Source organism: Aristaeella hokkaidonensis (assembly GCF_018128945.1).
Taxonomy (GTDB): domain Bacteria; phylum Bacillota; class Clostridia; order Christensenellales; family Aristaeellaceae; genus Aristaeella; species Aristaeella hokkaidonensis.
In genome coordinates this window covers 2,726,331-2,745,331 of the sequence record NZ_CP068393.1, presented here as the reverse complement: position 1 = coordinate 2,745,331, position 19,001 = coordinate 2,726,331, and the positions used below count along the sequence as shown (strand labels likewise).

Annotated in this window: 18 protein-coding genes; 8 read left to right on the top strand and 10 right to left on the bottom strand. The window is 56.5% G+C overall.

The window, feature by feature from the left end; all coding sequences use genetic code 11:
• Nucleotides 1–21: 21 nt before the first annotated feature.
• The 3 genes from dnaN to rimO all read right to left on the bottom strand — a co-directional run bounded on the left by dnaN (nt 22) and on the right by rimO (nt 3,333).
• A complete protein-coding gene (gene dnaN / locus JYE49_RS12455) occupies nt 22–1,125 on the bottom strand; it encodes a DNA polymerase III subunit beta (protein ID WP_179217376.1) in 1,104 nt (367 codons plus the stop codon).
• 361 nt (nt 1,126–1,486) lie between these two features.
• A complete protein-coding gene (pgsA, locus tag JYE49_RS12450; RefSeq protein WP_093957840.1) occupies nt 1,487–2,020 on the bottom strand; it encodes a CDP-diacylglycerol--glycerol-3-phosphate 3-phosphatidyltransferase in 534 nt (177 codons plus the stop codon).
• Complete coding sequence (gene rimO / locus JYE49_RS12445) at nt 2,017–3,333, bottom strand: 30S ribosomal protein S12 methylthiotransferase RimO (RefSeq protein WP_093957839.1); 1,317 nt, start codon at nt 3,331–3,333, stop codon at nt 2,017–2,019. Before rimO ends, pgsA begins: the two co-directional genes overlap by 4 nt.
• 105 nt (nt 3,334–3,438) lie before the next feature.
• On the opposite strand from rimO, the gene polA reads away from it, so the two are divergent.
• From polA to JYE49_RS12405, 8 genes are all read left to right on the top strand, one after another.
• The gene (polA, locus tag JYE49_RS12440; protein WP_179217375.1) at nt 3,439–6,042 is read left to right on the top strand and encodes a DNA polymerase I; all 2,604 of its coding nucleotides are present in this window, start codon (nt 3,439–3,441) and stop codon (nt 6,040–6,042) included.
• A 98-nt stretch (nt 6,043–6,140) separates the two neighbouring features.
• Complete coding sequence (locus tag JYE49_RS12435; protein ID WP_093957837.1) at nt 6,141–6,392, top strand: fatty acid kinase subunit FakA-related protein; 252 nt, start codon at nt 6,141–6,143, stop codon at nt 6,390–6,392.
• Between the two features lie 167 nt (nt 6,393–6,559).
• Nucleotides 6,560–7,723 carry an ABC transporter substrate-binding protein gene (locus JYE49_RS12430; RefSeq protein WP_093957836.1) on the top strand — a complete coding sequence of 388 codons (1,164 nt, stop codon included), beginning with the start codon at nt 6,560–6,562 and terminating at the stop codon, nt 7,721–7,723.
• Nucleotides 7,724–7,802: 79 nt separating this feature from the next.
• Nucleotides 7,803–8,681 (top strand): branched-chain amino acid ABC transporter permease, encoded by an 879-nt coding sequence (locus tag JYE49_RS12425; protein WP_093957835.1) that lies wholly within the window; start codon nt 7,803–7,805, stop codon nt 8,679–8,681.
• A gap of 10 nt (nt 8,682–8,691) precedes the next feature.
• A complete protein-coding gene (locus tag JYE49_RS12420; RefSeq protein ID WP_346763121.1) occupies nt 8,692–9,762 on the top strand; it encodes a branched-chain amino acid ABC transporter permease in 1,071 nt (356 codons plus the stop codon).
• Nucleotides 9,763–9,764: 2 nt separating this feature from the next.
• On the top strand, nt 9,765–10,625 hold the full coding sequence (locus tag JYE49_RS12415; protein WP_093957833.1) for an ABC transporter ATP-binding protein: 861 nt from the start codon (nt 9,765–9,767) through the stop codon (nt 10,623–10,625).
• A gap of 2 nt (nt 10,626–10,627) precedes the next feature.
• A complete protein-coding gene (locus tag JYE49_RS12410; protein WP_093957988.1) occupies nt 10,628–11,344 on the top strand; it encodes an ABC transporter ATP-binding protein in 717 nt (238 codons plus the stop codon).
• 93 nt (nt 11,345–11,437) lie between these two features.
• Entirely contained in the window at nt 11,438–12,166 is a 729-nt protein-coding gene (locus JYE49_RS12405; RefSeq protein WP_093957832.1) for a LexA family transcriptional regulator, read from the top strand.
• Nucleotides 12,167–12,389: 223 nt separating this feature from the next.
• On the opposite strand, the gene JYE49_RS12400 is transcribed toward JYE49_RS12405, so the two are convergent.
• The 7 genes from JYE49_RS12400 to JYE49_RS12370 all read right to left on the bottom strand — a co-directional run bounded on the left by JYE49_RS12400 (nt 12,390) and on the right by JYE49_RS12370 (nt 18,859).
• A complete protein-coding gene (locus tag JYE49_RS12400) occupies nt 12,390–13,646 on the bottom strand; it encodes a DUF1015 domain-containing protein (RefSeq protein ID WP_093957831.1) in 1,257 nt (418 codons plus the stop codon).
• 146 nt (nt 13,647–13,792) lie between these two features.
• Nucleotides 13,793–15,673, bottom strand: a complete 1,881-nt coding sequence (locus JYE49_RS12395; protein WP_093957830.1) for a flavocytochrome c — start codon at nt 15,671–15,673, stop codon at nt 13,793–13,795.
• Between the two features lie 102 nt (nt 15,674–15,775).
• A complete protein-coding gene (locus tag JYE49_RS12390; RefSeq protein ID WP_093957829.1) occupies nt 15,776–16,006 on the bottom strand; it encodes a tautomerase family protein in 231 nt (76 codons plus the stop codon).
• Between the two features lie 33 nt (nt 16,007–16,039).
• Nucleotides 16,040–16,621: a histidine phosphatase family protein gene (locus JYE49_RS12385; protein ID WP_283399425.1), complete on the bottom strand. Its 582-nt coding sequence runs from the start codon at nt 16,619–16,621 to the stop codon at nt 16,040–16,042.
• 8 nt (nt 16,622–16,629) lie between these two features.
• The gene (locus JYE49_RS12380; RefSeq protein ID WP_093957828.1) at nt 16,630–17,169 is read right to left on the bottom strand and encodes a metalloprotease family protein; all 540 of its coding nucleotides are present in this window, start codon (nt 17,167–17,169) and stop codon (nt 16,630–16,632) included.
• A gap of 42 nt (nt 17,170–17,211) precedes the next feature.
• A complete protein-coding gene (locus tag JYE49_RS12375; RefSeq protein WP_093957827.1) occupies nt 17,212–17,757 on the bottom strand; it encodes an NUDIX hydrolase in 546 nt (181 codons plus the stop codon).
• A gap of 22 nt (nt 17,758–17,779) precedes the next feature.
• A complete protein-coding gene (locus JYE49_RS12370) occupies nt 17,780–18,859 on the bottom strand; it encodes a PTS sugar transporter subunit IIC (RefSeq protein WP_093957826.1) in 1,080 nt (359 codons plus the stop codon).
• Nucleotides 18,860–19,001: the final 142 nt, after the last annotated feature.

Here is a 19,001-nt window from a genome sequence, read left to right as displayed (position 1 = left end):
TTTCAGATGATATCCTTTATCTTACTGGAAAACACGTACCGGCAGAATCAGGTAGAGATAGTCATTGCCCTTCTGAGGAACAACCACACAGGGGCTGACACTGGAATTGAATTTCATGCACAGCTCCTCATCCGGAACATTCCTGATCACATCCGTAATGTATCTTGCATTGAAAGCAATATCAATGGGTTCGCCGTTCAGGGAAGCTTCCATTTCTTCTTCCACATCACCCAGTTCAGCATTGGAAGAAATTTTCAGGACGTCATCACGGAAGCTCATCTTGATCAGGTTATTCTTTCCTTCACGGGCCATCAGGCTTGCGCGTTCAATAGCGTCCTGGACGTTGCTCTTGTTTGCCAGCGCTTCGGTCTTGAAATCAGAAGGCAGAATGCGGCGGTAATCAATATATTCACCGGCCAGCAGAACACTGGACAGGCGGATATTGCCAAAGGTGCACTGCATTCTTCCCTTATCCACCAGCAGCGTGCAGAACGCATCATCATCCGGAAGAATCTTTGTCAGTTCATTCAGTACCTTACCGGGAATGACGGCACTGACCACGTCAACGCCTGCCGGCAGTTCAAAGGGCTGGAACAGCTTATACATTGCCAGCCGGAATCCATCCAGCGCAACCAGCCGGGCTTCACTGCGGTTCACTTCCAGCAGGCTGCCTGTCAGGATCTGCCGGCTTTCATCTGTGGCAATAGCGAATACCACATGGGAAATCATATCCTTAAACTTGTTCTGCTGGATTTTTACGGCAGAACCGGTTTTCATCGGATTGATTTCAGGATACTCCGCCGGATTCATCACAGCCAGGGAGCTGCGGTTCTTCATGCAGCGAATGGTAGCTGAACGATGATCCTGCTCCGTGATTGTCACGGTACCGGAAGGCATTTTACGGATCATTTCCGTAAAAATCCTGCCGGGCAGCACCGTCTGGCCTTCTTCCTGCACGGAAGCGGCATTGGTGTATTCAATGGTCAGCGACCCGTCGGAACAGGTCATCATGACACGGTTCTCTTCAGCTGAAATCAGCACACCTTCCAGGATTTGTTTTGCCGGACGGGGGGACAGTGCTCTGGTGACAATGTTGAGTCCTTCAAGCAGGTCCTGAGAGTTCATGGATAGGATCATTTCGGTTCAACCTCTTTCGTCTGAAAACGCGGAATGCTCTTAATTATATAAGAACAAGTCGTTGTAGTAATAGAACATGTGAAAACTGTGGAGAACACGGCAAAAGAATGAAATAATTCATTTGCTGCGGTGGAAAAAATGTGAATATGCATACCGGTTATCAACAGGATTCCTGTTATATTTCCATATCAGCTCATGCAAATCCTTCTTTTTGGGAAGGATCAGGAAAGAGCGGAAAGGGATAACCGGATCCGGTGAATGAAAACGGAGTGGAAACCGGTTCAGTAATCCACAGTTTTCAGTGAATTCACCGGGTTGGGGAAAAGCGGATGTGGAAACCGGGAAGCCTTTATTTTTCAGACAAAACAGAGGCGTTCCTCACAAAATAATCCACAGCGGAACCCAGGGTAAGCAGCACGACAATGCCGGCTAAAACCGCCAGCGGCCAGCATTCATAAACGGAAAGATTCAGGATCAGCATGGCGCTGATCAGGATCATCTGGCAGGCGGTTTTCCACTTGCCAAGCGGTCCGGCGGCGATCACGTTTCCTTTGGTGACGGCAACCATCCGCAGTCCGTCCACTGCCAGTTCCCGGCAGAGAATGATGATCACGATCCAGGCAGGCATCATCTTCAGGTAAACCAGCATAATCAGGGTGGTCAGGACAAGAAGTTTATCTGCCACGGGATCAATGAATTTACCGAAATCCGTCACAAGGTTCCGTTTCCGGGCAATTTTTCCATCCAGGAAATCTGTCAGGCAGCCGATAATGAACAGCACCGCTGCAATGATCCGGCAGGTATCAGACGGAAAATGAAGCAGCGTTACAATGGCGGGAATACAGAGTACCCGGGCAACGCTCAGTTTATTCGGAAGGTTCAAAGCATTTTACCTCTCAAGTCATATTCTTCAGCGGAAAGGATCCTGACGGGAATGAACTGTCCGGGCTGGGGACGGGCTTCTCCGCAGGAAACATAAATTTCTCCGTCTGTTTCGGGAGCTTCACGGCAGCTGCGGCCCAGGACATTGCCCCGGCCGTCCGTATCGGTCACCAGCACCTGTTCCACAGAACCGACCCTGGCCAGGTTGCGCTTCAGGGATATCTTCTGTTGCAGGGTCATCAGGCGGTCCAACCGCTCCTGCTTGATTTCTTCAGGAATCTGGTCAGGCATTTTCGCGGCGGGGGTTCCTTCTTCCGGTGAATAGGCAAAGGCGCCCAGCCGGTCAAATTCAGTTTCTTCCACAAAGTCCAGCAGTTCACGGAACTGGTCTTCCGTTTCACCGGGGAATCCGACAATCAGGGAAGTTCTCAGCGTCAGGTTTCTTTCCCGGGCGCCGCGGACGCAGCGGAGGATATCCTCCCGTGTTCCCCGGCGGTGCATGCGGTGAAGCAGGTCAGCATTGATATGCTGCACCGGAATATCCAGGTAGGGACAGACGTTGTCTGTTTCCGCCAGGACGTCCAGCAGGGCGTCGTTTGTTTCATCCGGATAGCAGTAAAGCACCCGGAGCCAGCCCACACCGTCTATGGCGGCAGCTTTCCGCATCAGGTCGGGAAGAGTGGTATGGGGATGGTCTTCCGTTCCGTAACGGGTAGTATCCTGGGCCACCAGGATGTGCTCCCGGACTCCGGAACCTGCCAGAGAGGTGATTTCCCGGAGAATCGCCTTCTCATCCCGGCTGCGGTAAGGTCCGCGGATCATCGGAATGGCGCAGAAAGTGCAGCGGTTGGAGCAGCCTTCACCGATCCGGATGTAAGCGGAATATCCCGGTGTGGTCAGGACCCGGTCATGTTCATAATAGCTGAAATCGTCGCTGCAAAGGCAGGGACGTTCTGCACCAAGCGCCTTTTCAATGGCAGCCGGAAGTTCCGCGTACTGATTGACACCCAGCAGCACGTCAATTTCCGGAATGTCCTTCAGCAGGTCCCCGGAATAACGCTGGCTGAGACAGCCGGTTACAACCAGGACCTTACAGCGGCCCGTTGTTTTATATTCCGCCATATCCAGGATGGTATTGACGGATTCTTCCTTGGCAGGATCAATGAACCCGCAGGTGTTCACCAGCAGGACATCCGCTTCCGCCGGATCACTTGTGATCACAAAGCCCTTTTCCTTCAGCAAACCGAGCGCTGTTTCCGTGTCAACCCGGTTCTTGTTGCAGCCGAGGGAAATCGCTCCGACAGAATAGGCCATGAAACGCCCTTCCTCTCTCATAAACATAGATGTATACAGATGGAAGTATACCATGTTTCAGGCGGTTTGAAAAGGAATGGACAGGAAAGCGCGGGATCAACTATAATGAAGAAACTGAATGAGGATATGAAGGGAGGAACCTTCTTGAAGGATATCTTTCTGCTGGTGGACGGAAACAGCCTGATGCACCGTGCTTTCCATGCCCTTCCGGTCATGGACGCGGACGGGATTTATACCAACGCGGTGTACGGCTTTTTAAGCATGCTGCTCAAGGTCATCAAAGAAGAAAACGTGCAGTACCTGGCGGTTTGCTTTGATGAACACGGCCCGACCTTCCGTCATACAGTGTATGCGGATTACAAAGCCGGACGGAAGGAGACGCCTCCGGAACTGCGGCAGCAGTTCGGCACCATCCTGTCCCTGCTGGACGATATGGGAATCCGCCGTTTCTCCCTGCAGGGCTGGGAGGCGGATGACTTGCTGGGAACGCTGAGCCTGAAAGGCGCTGCGGCCGGCGCGACGCCCCTGCTGCTGACCGGTGACCGGGACGCCCTGCAGCTGGTGGGCGGCGGAACGGAGCTGATGTTCACCCGCAAGGGCATTTCAGAAACCATCCGTTTTACTCCCTCAAAAGTATATGAAGAATACGGTTTTACCCCGGAACAGGTGACGGACTGGAAAGGCCTGGCTGGGGATTCCAGCGACAATATTCCCGGTGTGCCGGGCGTCGGCGACAAGACCGCGGTAAAACTGCTGCAGGAATACGGCACCCTGGAAAAGGTGCTGGAAAACGCGGATAAGGTGAAGGGAAAGCTGGGTGAAAAGCTGGCGGCTTATGCGGACCAGGCCCGCTTCAGCAAGGAGCTGGCAACAATCCGCCGGGACGCGCCGGTGGAATTCACCCTCGGCTCCTGTGTCCTGCCGGATCTGAGAAAAGGCATTCCGGCACTGGCGAAGCTGAAGCTGAACAGCATCATCAAACGGCTGGACAGTGAGGGAGAAGGCGGGGAAACTGAAGAGAAGAAGGGTCCTGAAGCACTGTCTTTTGAACCGGCGGTCTCCCTTGAGTCCGTATCCGGTATTGCCGCCTGGCTGGATGAGACAAAGGCAGCGGGACCGCTGTGCGTATATGTATCGGAAATGGCGGTTTCTCTGGCCCGGGAGGGCGGAAAACGCGCGGAAATCAGCCTCGGCGGCGACCTGCTGAATCCAGGGATGGATCCGGCGGAAGTGCTGGGCGCGCTGACAGGGGAGCTGAAAAAGGGAGAAGCAATCGTTCATGACGGCAAGACGCTGCTGCACCTGCTGGACCGCTGCGGCCTGGAAGGGCCGGAAAGCTTCGGCTGGGATACGATGCTGGCGGCTTACCTGCTGAATCCGCAGGAAAAAAGCTACCGGCTGGGCGCCCTGTGTCCCGATCTGCCGGAGGACGCGGGTACGCTTTGTTCCCTGGCGGTATGGCAGAAAAACCGGGTGGAAGAAGACGGCATGACGCGGCTGATGAAGGAAATCGAGCAGCCGCTGAGCTTCGTGCTGTTCCGGATGGAACAGGCAGGATTTACCGTCAACACGGAATTCCTGCGGGATCTGGGAAACAAATATACGGCGGAGATTGACGAAAAGCGGGAGCAGGTGATCGCGGCCGCGGGTCATCCCTTTAACCTGAACAGCACCCAGCAGCTTGGCGAGGTGCTGTTTGAGGAGATGAATCTCCCCCATGGAAAGAAAACTTCCAAGGGATATTCCACCTCGGTGGAGGTGCTGGAAGGCCTGCGCTTTGACGCGCCGGAGATTATTGAGCCGCTGCTGCGCTACCGCCAGCTGACCAAGCTGAACAGTACCTATGTGGAAGGGCTCCTGCGTCTGGTGGACGGAAAGGGCCGGGTGCATTCCACCTTTGACCAGACAGCCACCGCCACGGGACGGATTTCCTCTTCGGAACCGAACCTCCAGAATATTCCCGTCCGGACGGAGGAAGGAAAGGAAATCCGGGAAGCGTTCCTGCCCCGGGAAGGCTGGGTGCTGCTGGACGCGGACTACAGCCAGATCGAACTGCGGCTGATGGCCCATTTCTCCGGGGATCCTGCACTGATTGACGCCTTCCGCAAGGGAGAGGACATTCACGCGCGGACAGCCAGCGAGATCTTTGATGTTCCGCCGGAATGGGTGACGCCGGAGCTGCGCAGCCGGGCAAAGGCGGTGAACTTCGGCCTGATCTACGGCATCAGCGGATTCGGCCTGAGCCGGAATACCGGCGTCAGCCGGAAGGAGGCCGCGGCCTTTATTGAAAAATACTTCCAGACCTATCCGGGTGTGAAGCGTTTTATGGACCGTACGGCGGCGGAAGGAGCCGACCGGGGCTATGCTGAGACGCTGATGGGTCGGCGCCGCTACCTGCCGGAGCTGCGTTCCCCTAAGGCGCCGATCCGTGAGTTCGGGAAGCGGGCGGCGATGAATACGCCGGTCCAGGGTACGGCGGCGGATATCATCAAACTGGCCATGGTCCGGATTGACAAGGCGCTGCGGGAAGCCGGGCTGAAGAGCCGGCTGATCCTCCAGGTGCACGACGAACTGCTGCTGGAGTGTCCGCCGGAAGAGGCGGAGCAGGCGGCGGCACTGCTGCGGGAAGCCATGGAAGACGCCATTGAATTGCAGGTTCCGCTGGTGGCGGAGGTGCACGAAGGCGAGAACTGGGCTTGCGCAAAATAAGCTGAAACCGTTGAAGTAATTGACATATTCGGATAAAGATGATACATTGTGTTCCGTTCCCGTGAGAGACCGGAGAGTGAGGAAGGAGACGCAGGAAAATGCTTGAGTTTAAATTCGATACCCAGCTTCTGATCGAGGGAAAAGACCTGGATGAGGACGCGATTAACGATTACTTCACCACCCACTTCAAGGGTGACTGCCTGCTGGCTGTGGGCGATGATGAACTGATCAAGATTCACTACCATACCAATGAGCCCTGGCAGGTGCTGGAATACTGTGCCAGCCTCGGTGAAATCTACGACATCGTCGTGGAGAACATGGAACGGCAGGAGCAGGGCCTGAAGGGCTGAGCATTTTGATTGATAAAGTACGGCGGAGAATGCAAAAAGCATTTTCCGCCGTACTTGTATGCAGTTATTGTCTTTCTTCTGCACTTTGATTGTTTTTTGGCGCTTTGATGGTTATACTGAAATAACTTAAGACAAGGGTGTCAACCACATAACAAGGAGGAAGTATCATGAAGAAACTTATTGCTTTGGTTTTGGCAGTTATGCTGCTGGTTCCCGCTTTTGCGATGGCTGACAACGTCATCCGCATCGGCGTTTTCGAGCCCTCTACCGGCGACAACGGTGCCGGCGGTAAGCAGGAAATCCTTGGTATTGAATATGCCAACAGCCTGGCGCCCACTGTGACCATCGGCGGTGAAGAGTACACCGTGGAACTGGTGATCGAAGACAACCAGTCCCTGACCGACAAGGCCATCTCCGCTGCTCAGTCCCTGGTCAGCAAGGATGTGTCCGTGGTCCTGGGTTCCTATGGCTCCGGCGTTTCCATGGCCGGCGGCGACGTGTTCGCTGAAGCGGGCGTTCCTGCCATCGGCGTCAGCTGCACCAACCCCAACGTAACCCTGCTGTGCGACTACTACTGGCGCATCTGCTTCCTGGATCCCTTCCAGGGCACCGTCATGGCGAACTTCGCCAAGGAACTGGGCGCCACCAAGGCGTACGTGCTGACCATGCTGGGTGAAGACTACGGCGTGGGCCTGGGCAAGTACTTTGTGGAAGCCTTCAAGGGCCTGGGCGGCGAAGTGGTTGAAGAGAACTTCACCGAAGGCACAAGCGATTTCGCAGCTTACATCAACAACGCTGTTTCCAACGGCTGCGACGTGGTGTTCGCTCCCTGCGCGACCACCTATGCGGCCCTGATCATCGACCAGGCTGCGGCCCAGGGCATCAGCTTCCCGCTGCTGGCCGGCGATACCTGGGAAAACAGCGCCATCCTGAACGCTGCCAAGGGCAAGGACATCAAGGTCTACTGCTCCACCTTCTTTGATGAGAACGACGACGCGGCTGCGGCTGCCGAGTTTGTTACCGGCTTCAAGGCCTGGCTGAATGCTGACAGCGGCAAGATGACCAACAACGGCGGCAATGATATCGTTGCTGCGGTTTCCGCCCTGGGCTTCGATGCTTACAATGTTGCGCTGGCCGCCATCAAGGCTGCTGACAGCGCTGATGCCGCGGCGATCGTTGAAGCGCTGCCCGGCGTGACCTATGAAGGTGTGACCGGCGCCATCGCGTTCGACGATGTCGGCGACGCGAAGAAGGACATGGCTTACATCAAGTTCGCCAATCCCGAAACCGGTGCTTTCGATTTCGTCAAGACCCAGAAGGTCGGCGAATAAGGTTCTGAAATCCAGGAGGCTGCCGCAACGGGCGGCAGCCTCCCTTTCTGTTTAATTCCCTCACGAAAGGGTTGAACTTATGTTTGACACGCTGCTTCCTTATCTGCTGGCGGGTGTGTCCGTCGGCGGACAGTACGCGCTGATTGCCGTAGGCTATACGCTGGTTTACGGTATCCTGCGCCTGATCAACTTTGCGCACGGCGATATTTTCACAGCGGCCGGGTTCTTTATGGTTTACCTGGTTGCTTCCGTGCCCCTTCCCCTGGCCATTCCGCTGGTGATTATCCTGACGGTTGTGCTGGGCTTTGTGGTGGAGCGCGTGGCGTATAAGCCGCTGCGTTCCGCGCCTCGGATGTCCATCATGATTTCCGCTATCGGCGTCAGCTATCTGCTGCAGAACCTGATGTGGTATGTCACAGGCGGCCTGGCAAAACAGTATCCGGTGCTTCCGGGTCTGTCCCAGACGATCCAGATCGGTTCCGCCACCACGAAGCTGGTTACCATCGTTACCCCCATCCTGACCATCGCGCTGGTGGTCGCGCTGGTGATGCTGATCAATCATACAAAGATCGGTATGGCCATGCGGGCGGTGTCGGTGGACTTTGAAACCAGCCAGCTGATGGGCATCAAGATCAACAACGTCATTTCCGTGACCTTCATCATCGGTTCCGCCATGGCGGCCATCGGTTCCCTGCTGTACTTCACCAACTACACGGCGGTCACGCCCACGGTAGGCGCCATGCCCGGCCTGAAGGCCTTTGTGGCGGCGGTGTTCGGCGGCATCGGATCGATCCCCGGTGCGATGATCGGCGCGTTGATTATCGGTATCTGTGAAAATCTGATCAAGGCAGCCGGCTGGACCGCATTCTCGGATGCGTTCACGTTTGCGCTGCTGATTGTGGTTCTGCTGTTCCGGCCCACCGGCCTGTTTGGCGAAAAGACCACGGACAAGGTGTGAGGTGATGAACATGAAAAAAGGAAACAAAAAGCTCATCATTTCCCTGGTCTTCGTGGCGCTGCTGTATGCGGCCGGCTGCCTGATTGAGCACACGGCTGGAACCAAGTCCATGGTTGTCACGGTGCTGCAGAAGGGAGCGGTTTACGCCCTGATCGCCGTATCCATGAACCTGCTCAACGGCTTTACCGGACTGTTTTCTCTGGGCCAGGCCGGCTTCATGCTGGTCGGTGCCTATTCCTACGCGATCCTGACCATCCCCATGGCCAAGCGTGCCGCGGTTTATCAGTACTATAACGGCGGCTGGGTACAGTTCACTATCGGCGTGATTCCCGCCCTGCTGGTAGCCGGCATCGTGGCCGCGCTGTTCGCGGCGCTGATCGGTATGCCCGTGCTGCGGCTGAAGGGCGACTACCTGGCGATCGCGACCCTGGGCTTTGCGGAGATCATCCGCGCCATTGTCCAGTGGGATACCATCGGACCACTGACCAACGGCTCCAACCTGCTGAAGACTTACCCGACGCTGAAGAACATCATGCCGGGGAATACCGTTTTGTTCACCTTTATTGTGGTGGGCGTCTGTATCGGGCTGATCCTGCTGCTGATTAATTCAACCTACGGCCGGGCCTTCAAAGCCATCCGGGATGATGAAGTCGCGGCGGAAGCCATGGGTATCAACCTGTTCCACCATAAGCAGATGGCCTTCGTCATCAGCAGCTTCTTCGCCGGGATCGGCGGCGCGCTGCTGGCTATGTACCAGGGCTCCCTGCAGGCGAACAGCTTCAAGAGCTCCATGACCTATGAAATCCTGCTGATCGTTGTCATCGGCGGTATGGGTTCCGTTTCCGGCAGCATCATGGCCTCCTTCCTGTTCATTGCCTGCAGTGAATGGTGGCTCCGCTTCCTGGATGCGGAAACCGTGCTGGGGAACTTCAAGGTTCCGCTGCTGGCACCCGGCTTCCGGATGGTGGTATTCTCCGTGGTGATTATGGTCGTGGTGCTGTTCTTCCGTAAGGGCATCATGGGCGACCGGGAACTCTGGGAGCTTGGCTCCCGCCGGTGCGCGAAAGGAGGCAGGAAGTAATCATGAGTGAAGTGAAAACGAATGTGCCTGTTCTCCGCCTGGAAAACATCACCATGCAGTTCGGCGGCGTGGTTGCCATCAACAACCTGTCGCTGGAGGTCAACCAGGGCGAAATCGTTGCCCTGATCGGCCCGAACGGCGCGGGCAAAACCACCGCGTTCAACTGTGTCACCGGCGTGTATGAACCGACAAACGGTATTGTGGACTTCCATGGGAAGCCCATTGTGGTGAACCATCCACAGGGCAAGATGATCAAGCAGTACGGCGGAATCAACGGCGATCTGTACAAGGACCGGAAACCCGTGGTCCATACACCGGACAAGATCACTCATATGGGTATTGCCCGGACCTTCCAGAATATCCGCCTGTTCAAGAGCCAGACAGCTTTTGAAAACGTACTGATCGGTACGCATCTGCGGCGGACCAGCAATTTCCTGACGGCCACCTTCCGCCTGAACATGAAGGAAGAAAAGGCCATGCGGGACAAGGCCATGAACCTGCTGGAGATCGTCGGCCTGGCCGACGTGGCCAATGAGCTGGCCACCTCCCTGCCTTACGGCAAGCAGCGCCGGCTGGAGATTGCCCGCGCCCTGGCCACGGATCCGACCCTGCTGCTGCTGGACGAGCCGGCAGCCGGTATGAACCCGCAGGAAACGGATGAGCTGGGCGAGTTTATTGTGGACATCAAGAACAAGTTCAACCTGACGGTCTTCATGATTGAGCACCACATGAACCTGGTCATGGATATTTCCGACCGGATCTACGTGCTGGACTTCGGTAAGCAGATCGCCGAGGGAACCCCGGAGGAAATCCAGAAAAATCCGGTCGTAATTGCGGCCTATCTGGGGGTGGATGAAGAATGAGTCTGCTGAAAGTGACAGACCTGGTGGTTTCCTACGGCGGTATTGAAGCGCTGAAGGGCATCTCCTTTGAGGTGGAACAGGGACAGATTGTGACCCTGATCGGTGCCAATGGCGCTGGAAAGAGCACGACCCTCCGGACCATTTCCGGCCTGGTACCGCCCAAGGACGGCCGGATCTATTTTGAAGGCCGGGACATTACGGACCTGAACACCCAGAAGATCGTGGAAACCGGTATTGCCATGGTGCCGGAAGGCCGGCGGGTATTCGCCAACCTGACGGTGCTGGAAAACCTCCGGATCGGCGCCTACCTGCGCAAGGACAAGGACGCCATCGAAGAGGATATCAATTATGTTTATGACCTCTTCCCCCGGCTGAAGGAACGCTCCTGGCAGCTGGCGGGTACGCTGTCCGGCGGTGAACAGCAGATGCTGGCCGTGGGCCGCGCGGTCATGACCCGGCCGAAGCTGATCATGATGGATGAGCCCAGCCTGGGCCTGGCGCCCCTGGTGGTCAAGGATATCTTCAAGATCATCCAGACCCTGAAGGATACCGGCATGACGGTGCTGCTGATCGAGCAGAACGCCAACGCCGCCCTCCATGCCTGCGATTACGCTTACGTTATGGAGACGGGACGGATCACCACCAGCGGTACCGGTGAGGAGCTGCTGGCCAGCGAGGCGATCCAGGAAGCCTACCTGGGCAAAACAAGCAAAAGCTGATAAACAGGGCGGTTCCCGCGGGAACCGCCCTTGCTTTTTGTTTGCCCGGCGGCTATACTGTGAGCACTGACTTTTGACGGGAGAGATGAGAGTATGAGCAGACTGGGAGATCTGATCCGGACCGAGCGGATCCGGCAGAAACTGACACCGAAGCAGGTAGCGAAGAAATGCGGCGTCAGCGAAAGCTACCTGGTCGCAGTGGAAGCGGGGACCCGGATCATCGCGGATGACCAGGCCCGGCGGATCCTGAAGGCCATCGGCCTGAAACAGCAGAATGAAGCGGAATTTACCCTGGATGATATCGCGGCTACCGTGGACCTGGCGCAGGTACAGCCCCGGATGGCCGCGGCGGTGCAGGCGAAAAAGCCTGTGAAGAAAGAGGCGGAGCTGGCTGCCTCCACAGAAGACGAGGGTGTGGCCGGCAGCGTCTGGCTGGACGCGCTGCAGAGCGTGCTCAAGCGGGTGCCGGTGATGAACGCGGTGATGAAGCCGGTCAGCTATCAGCTGGTCCCGGTGGAAAACGGCCGTATTGAAGGTGCAAATCCGGACAAAGTATTCTATTACCTGGCGCCGGACGACAGCATGCGGGGTTTCCGGATCCACAAGGGCGACATTGTGCTGACGGTGCCGGCGAACAGCCCGGTGGACGGCGCAATCATGCTGATGAACTACAATGAGCACCGCTATCTGCGCAAGATCAAGCTCCTGGATGACCGGAACGTGCTCCTCCAGTCCTATGACCGGCAGTATGAGGCGGAAACTGTGCCGATCAATGAGATTGGGTTCATTGCGCGCTGTGTAAAAGTGACGTTTGAGTTGTAAAATGAATTCACAATTCACAATTCATAATTCATAATTACGATATACTGGATCACATATGATACCCGGATATCAGGGATTGTTCAGATTGTATTATCCTTAACGAAGTGAAGGATCTCCCGGCAGAAACCACTGCAGCGGGAGATCCTTTTGTAGTTTACACTTTATAATAATTATGAATTGTGAATTGTGAATTATGAATTGAAAATATAATTCCTATTCAGGATTATATTTTCTTCGCTTCCATATAGAACCGCTTCTCGTCCGCCTCGCCCATGGAGAAGGTCTTCCGGGGCAGGACGCCCAGCTTTTCCACGTCTTTGAAGAAGCTGTGCTTATCGATATCCGGCAGCAGGAAGCCTACGGTCTCGGGCTTTGCGGCGAGAGCCCGCAGGGAGCCTTCACCGTGGATGAAGTCGATCCCCGCTTCCGGATGCCGGGACAGGAAACTGTCCAGGAACTTCTGGATGGTTTCGCAGGGGATCGCGCCTTCGGGGTTCAGCACCGCGACGGTTTCCTCTCCGTCCGCGGAGACGACCGTGAACCGGTGATCGGAGCCATCCGCGGCCAGGCTCATGCCTTTGGCTTCGGCGTAGGCTTTCCAGTCCGCCATGACGGCGGCCCGGGTGGTGCCGGTGACGATCCGGTAGATGGGCTCGAAGAGGAGCGCTTCGTCATGGATATTGACGATTTCGCACAGGGCAAACCGGGCGGGATGGTTCTCGCGTTCCGCTTCGCTCAGGCCTTCCCGGATCTCGTTCCAGTAGGCCTTGGCGGTGGCGAGGCTGTGGTTGCCGTCGCCCACGGCCAGCAGCAGGGGATTCTCTCCCTTGGTGTCCATCAGGGCGTTCAGGCTCCGGTCCACCTGTGCCAGCGCGTCAGCACTGTCCACAGCCCAGCCGGCCAGGTGGCCGCCGTTCATCATCAGGTCGAAATCATAAACCTTCCGCAGGGAAGCCTTGGCTGCCTGCAGCGGCTCCAGCACCGTGCGGTCCGGATCGTCGATCAGGATCATGATGTGGGTCAGCTCCACAGGCGCGCCCCGGCGGATCTTCAGCCGCGGAGGCAGGCGGTCGGTGATGGTCTGCTCTGTCGGGCGGATCAGCGGCAGGGAGCCCTTTTCAAAGGAATACTGTTCCAGGTCCACGGCGCAGACCAGGCCCAGCCGGGTGCCGGAGGCAATGGTCCGCTCGCACAGGATAAAGCCGGGATTCACGGCAGGTGTCAGGAGTCCCTGGGCCAGGTAATCCGCCATGGTGCGGTGGATCTGCGGGATCAGGGTCTCACTGTTCTTCAGGTTATATTCCGGCAGGATCAGCCGGATGGCGGAAGGCGCGTCACCGGCAACGGCAAAGGCCTTTTCCCAGTATTCCGGTTCGGAGGTGTACTGGTCGCAGGCAATGCAGGCCCAGGTTTCCGGATTCACTCCGGCGGCCGGGAGCAGGATCTGCGCGGGACGGATTCCGATTCGTTCAAAAGACATGGTCTTCTTCCTTTCAGGTCAGAATGTTATCAGACAGTCCGTATTATACTGTAACGGATTATATCACAGATGCTTTTACTTTGTTTTCATTTATAAAGCAAAAATGCGGCTGCCGGTTGGCAGCCGCAAGGCTTTGTCTGGAATGATTACTGGATGGAATCCGCGGCTTCCTGGCCGGCGATACGGCCGAAGACCACGAAATCTGCCACAGCGTTGCCGCCCAGGCGGTTTCCGCCGTGGACACCGCCGGTGACTTCACCCGCGGCGAAAAGGCCGGGGATGATCTGTCCTTCGGTGTTCAGCACATGGGTCTGGGAGTCAATCTTCAGACCGCCCATGGTGTGATGGATGCCGGCAGTCACCTTAACCGCGTAGTAGGGAGCGGTGTCCAGGGGCTGGGCGAAGCTGGTCCGGCCGAAGTCAGGATCGTTCTTCTCTGCCACATAGCCGTTCCACTTTTCCATGGTTGCGGCGAAGGCGTCGGCGGGAATGCCGAGCTCTCCGGCCAGGGCTTCATAGGTATCACCCTGCAGCATCAGGCCGCGGTTGATGTAGCCCTGGATAACGGAGGAAGCGTCCACCATCTTCTGGTCCACAACCAGCCAGCTGAAGGAGTCGGGCTGGGCGATTTCAGCGGCGGATACCACGTCACGGGTGCCGACTTCATCGATGAAGCGTTCGCCGTTGGCATTGACCAGGATCGCGCCGTCGCCCCGCAGGCCTTCGGTGATCAGGGAAGCGGTATCAGCCTGCACGGTGGGGTGAATCTGGATCTGCTCCATATCCACGGTGGCAGCACCGATTTCAGTGGCCATCAGGATACCCTGGCCCTGAATGCCCGCGGCATTGGTGGTCATGAAGCCGGCCAGGTCAGGCTTGTACTGCACAACCATATCCAGGTTGGCGCCGAAACCGCCGGTGGCCAGGATAACGGCCTTCGCGTTTACGGTGACTTTGTTTCCGGCTTTGCCCTGGGCTTCAACGCCGATGACAGCGCCGGCTTCGTTGGTCAGGAGCTTGGTGGCGGTCACGTCGGTCAGCAGGGCCAGGTTGTCGCGGCCCTGGCAGGCAGCCTCCAGCAGCGGCACGGTGTAGGCACCGACGGAGACGGTCTTGCCTTCGTCATTGACGGGGCGGTGAATGCGCTTGACGGAAGCGCCGCCGAAGGCAGCCACGTTGTTCAGGTGGATGCCGATGGAATCGAGGTAATCAATGGCGGCAGCGCTGTTGTTGACCAGCGTGTTCACCAGTTCCGGATCGTTCAGGCCTTTGCCGCCGATCAGGGTATCCAGGGCAAAGAGCTCGGTGGAGTCGAAGTAGCCTTCGGGATTGGCCTGCCAGGCTTCCCACTGTTCCTTGACGGTAGCGGCCAGGGCGGTGATCGCCTCGTTGTCCACATAAGCTTCCGCGGACTTCAGGGTCTTTTCGATACCGGCTGCTTCATCAAAGGTGTTCGCATCCTGATAGGCAGTCTTGGCGGCGTTCATGCCGCCGGTGGATTTGACGGAGTTGCCGCCCACAGCGGGCTGGCTTTCCAGCACGAGTACGCTCTTTCCGGCGTCAGAGGCCGTCAGGGCGGCGGTCATGCCGGCGCCGCCGGCACCGATGATCACGACGTCCGTATCAATGGTCAGGTCAACGGATTCGTCTCCGGCCATTTCACGCATATAGTCGTCGGGATTTACGCCGGCATTTGTCAGCGCTTCACGCATGGCGGCGATGACGGCTTCACGGGTGATTCCTGCAAAGGTAGCGCCGGTGTAGGTGTCCACAATGCCGTTGTATTCGATGAAGGCATTGGGCCATTCGTTGATGATCTTGGAACCGATGCCTTCGGTTTCACCGTCGCCGGTGATCTGTACATCCTTGATGTCGGCACCGTCCAGGGTGACAGTAACGGTGATGTCTCCGCCGAAGCCCTTCACTGTAGCAGTTCCGGTGGTTTCGGTGGTGGTTTCAGCCATGACAGACGCGCAACCCAAAATCATGGCCAGCGCGGTCAGCAGGGCCAGCAGCCTTTTCTTCATGTAGTTTTCCTCCTTGTCCGCAGACAAATCTTATATAGTTGCTACCATAGATGAATTATACATCTCTAACAATGGAGGGTCAAGGATCCGCCGGGAGATATGTCAGTCGCAGGTATAGCCCGGCTTCTTGTACAGGGTCTCTCCGGAGGTCATGATTTTTTCATCCCAGACCTGGGCTTTCCAGTCTTCCTGGGGCACTTCACGGATGGTCACGGATACGCTGGAGAGATTGCAGCCCAGGGTGGCCGCGATATCTTCCGCGATCTTTTCCGCACACTTTTGCTTGATTTCCTCGGTTCTTCCGGGATAGCAGTTGATTTCAACATGGGGCATGGTGAGATTCCTCCTTTATTGTGGTTGATGGATTTATTTTGAGATTTCTTTGTCCACATGATTCAGTTCCTTGACGCTGATCAGCTTGTCTCCGTCGAAGGTCAGTTCAATGACATACGGCATCCAGCTGACAATCCGGAGAAAGTCCTGCAGGCCGAAGCGCGGATTATAGAAATTCAGGATGGTGCTGAGGGCGGTGCCGTGGGTGCCGATGACAACGGTCTGTCCGGCATAATCCTGAAGCACGTCCCGCAGGGCTTCCATATTCCGGCCCTGTACGGAAGCGAGGCATTCGCCGTTTTCCTCTGCCCAGGAGAAATCCGCCCATCGCCTGGCCAGAGAATCGGAAGTGAAATCTCCGCACTGCCGTTCCCGGAACCGCTCATCCGTCCGGATGTCCATATTCCGCAGTTCGGCGGAGGGGCGGATAGTATCCATGCTTCTTTTGTAAGAGCTGCTCAGGAAGGCGTCGATCTTCCTGTCCCGGAGGGTTTCCGCCACGATCTTACGGTCTTCCAGGCCCGCGTCTGAAAGGGGCCGGTTCCGGTCATCGCTGCCGAATACAGACTGTGCGTGCCGGACGAAAATGATGGTGGTGATAGTTTTCTGATTCATAATGCGGATCAGCTCCGTTTCATACCGGTTTTGCAGAAACCTCTGCAGAACACAGAACCATTCGGCTTCAGCAGGATCAGCGGAGAATTGATGATATCTGAGGACGCGATGATCGCGTTACTCCAGGCAATATACAGGAGATAAGGCCGTAAGGCGCCGGTGTTCAGCAGAAGGAGGGCTGCCGGAACAAGGGTCAGCGTAAGAAGGGGCAGGGTCATAAACAGCCAGAACCGGCCTTTGGACATTTCAGCATTGGTATTCATCCAGAAGAAGAGCCCGGAATGGCTCAGGTAAATATCCCCGATCCGGTAGATTACCAGGATGTGCAGCAGTTCATGCGCCAGGAAAACCAGCACAAAAACCGGAATCCGGAGAAACCAGGAAACACCTTTCATTCCGCCGGTCACAAAGAGCAGAACGGCCAGCACCGCCATCAGCCAGTATGCGAAAAACATATAGTGATTCCGGAACCAGTCGTTCCGGAAAAATGGCTTGTACTCATTGTAATCAATGTCAGCCGGGGGCGGTGTCTTAACCCAGTATATCATAGGATTATTTCCTTTTCAGAAAGAGTGGTGTCGTATAAAGGATCAATGCTGATAAAACTCAAGGGCAAACAGGATCGCCAGCATGGAAACGCCGCAATGGGTTTCGTTCTTCCGTAGCATCTCCTTTACCTGTTCCACAGGCATCCAGACCTTGGAGGCGACCTCGTCCGTGTCCCGGATGCTGCCTTCGGTATCCACCCGGGCGGCGAACACATGGCAGAGGCAGTCTGACATGCCGTTGGCCGGGTTCTGGGAGCAGAGGAAGGTCAGGTCCTTCAGGGTACAGCCGGTTTCCTCCATGGCTTCCCGCCGGGCCGCGTTCTCTTTGCTTTCACCGTCTTCGATTTTTCCGGCCGGGATTTCCCATTCCAGCCGGCCGACGGTATATCTTTTTTCCCGGATCATCAGGATCTCGTTTTTCTCATTGAAGATGACGATGCTGACAGCCTGATGCGGGTAATGGATCTGATGGTATTTCTCAATGATATATCCGCTGGAGAGCTTTACCTTATCTGTATAAAGGCAGACGTAGTCGCTTTCGTAGATTGTATTCCGCTCCAGCCGCTCGGGGAGTATGTTCTGGTCCATAGGATGCTCCGTTTCTGGTTGATCAGATCTTCAGGTCCCCGTCCTTGACCCAGCCGGCTTTCCGGACAAAGAAGTGAATGATCAGGGAGAGTACAGCGGGAAGCACCAGGCAGATCAGGACAAGGCCCAGCCAGTCAAAGCCGGTGATGGCTGCCTTGGTGCCGGCGGCCACGTCGTTGACCCAGCCGGTGTAAACGCCCAGGGGGCCTACCAGGCCGCAGGTGCCCATGCCGGAGGAGATGGGGGCGCCGTTCATTTCCATTTTGAATACGCAGGTGGCGATGGGGCCGGTGATAGCGGAGGCCAGGGTAGGCGCGATCCATATCCGGGGATTCTTCACGATGTTGCCCATCTGCAGCATGGAGGTGCCGAGACCCTGGGACACCAGTCCGCCGACCTTGTTTTCCTTAAAGGAGATAACCGCGAAGCCGACCATCTGCGCACAGCAGCCTGCAACAGCCGCGCCGCCGGCCAGGCCGGTCAGCAGCAATGCCGCGCAGATCGCCGCGGAGGAAATGGGGAGCGTCAGGGCAACACCCACGATTACAGAGACCAGGATACCCATCAGGAAGGGCTGCAGCTCGGTTGCCCATTTAATGACGTTGCCGACAGCCATGGCGGCTTTGCCGAGGGCAGGAGCAATCAGCCAGGACAGGAGCACGCCCACGCCGATGGTCACCAGGGGAGTTACCAGGATATCGATTTTGGTTTCCTTGGAAACGGCTTTGCCGAATTCAGCTGCGATGATAGCCACAAAGAGCACTGCCAGCGGTCCGCCAGCGCCGCCGAGGGCATTCGCCGCGAAACCGACGGTCGTCATGGAGAAAAGCACCAGGGGAGGACACTGCAGCGCGTAGCCGATGGCGATGGCCATGGCCGGGCCGCTCATGGCGGAAGCCATGCCGCCCACAGTGTAGTCCACACCGCCGATGGTTGCGACGGTCTTTGTCAGGAACGGAATATGAAGCTGCGCGCCGAAGGTGTTGATGATGGTTCCGATCAGCAGGGAGCAGAACAGACCCTGTGCCATGGCGCCCAGTGCGTCAATGCCGTAGCGCTTCAGTGAGATGACGATGTTTTTCCTCTTCAGAAAAGCTTTCATTCTTCTTCCTCCGTGGCACAATGAAGTGCCAAAAACAATATTTCAAGGGAAGATTATAATGATCTTCCCTCAGAATATCCAGAGGATTTATCCGGTTGTTCCTATAAATACACAGGAAATGCTGTGCGGATGAACGGTCTTT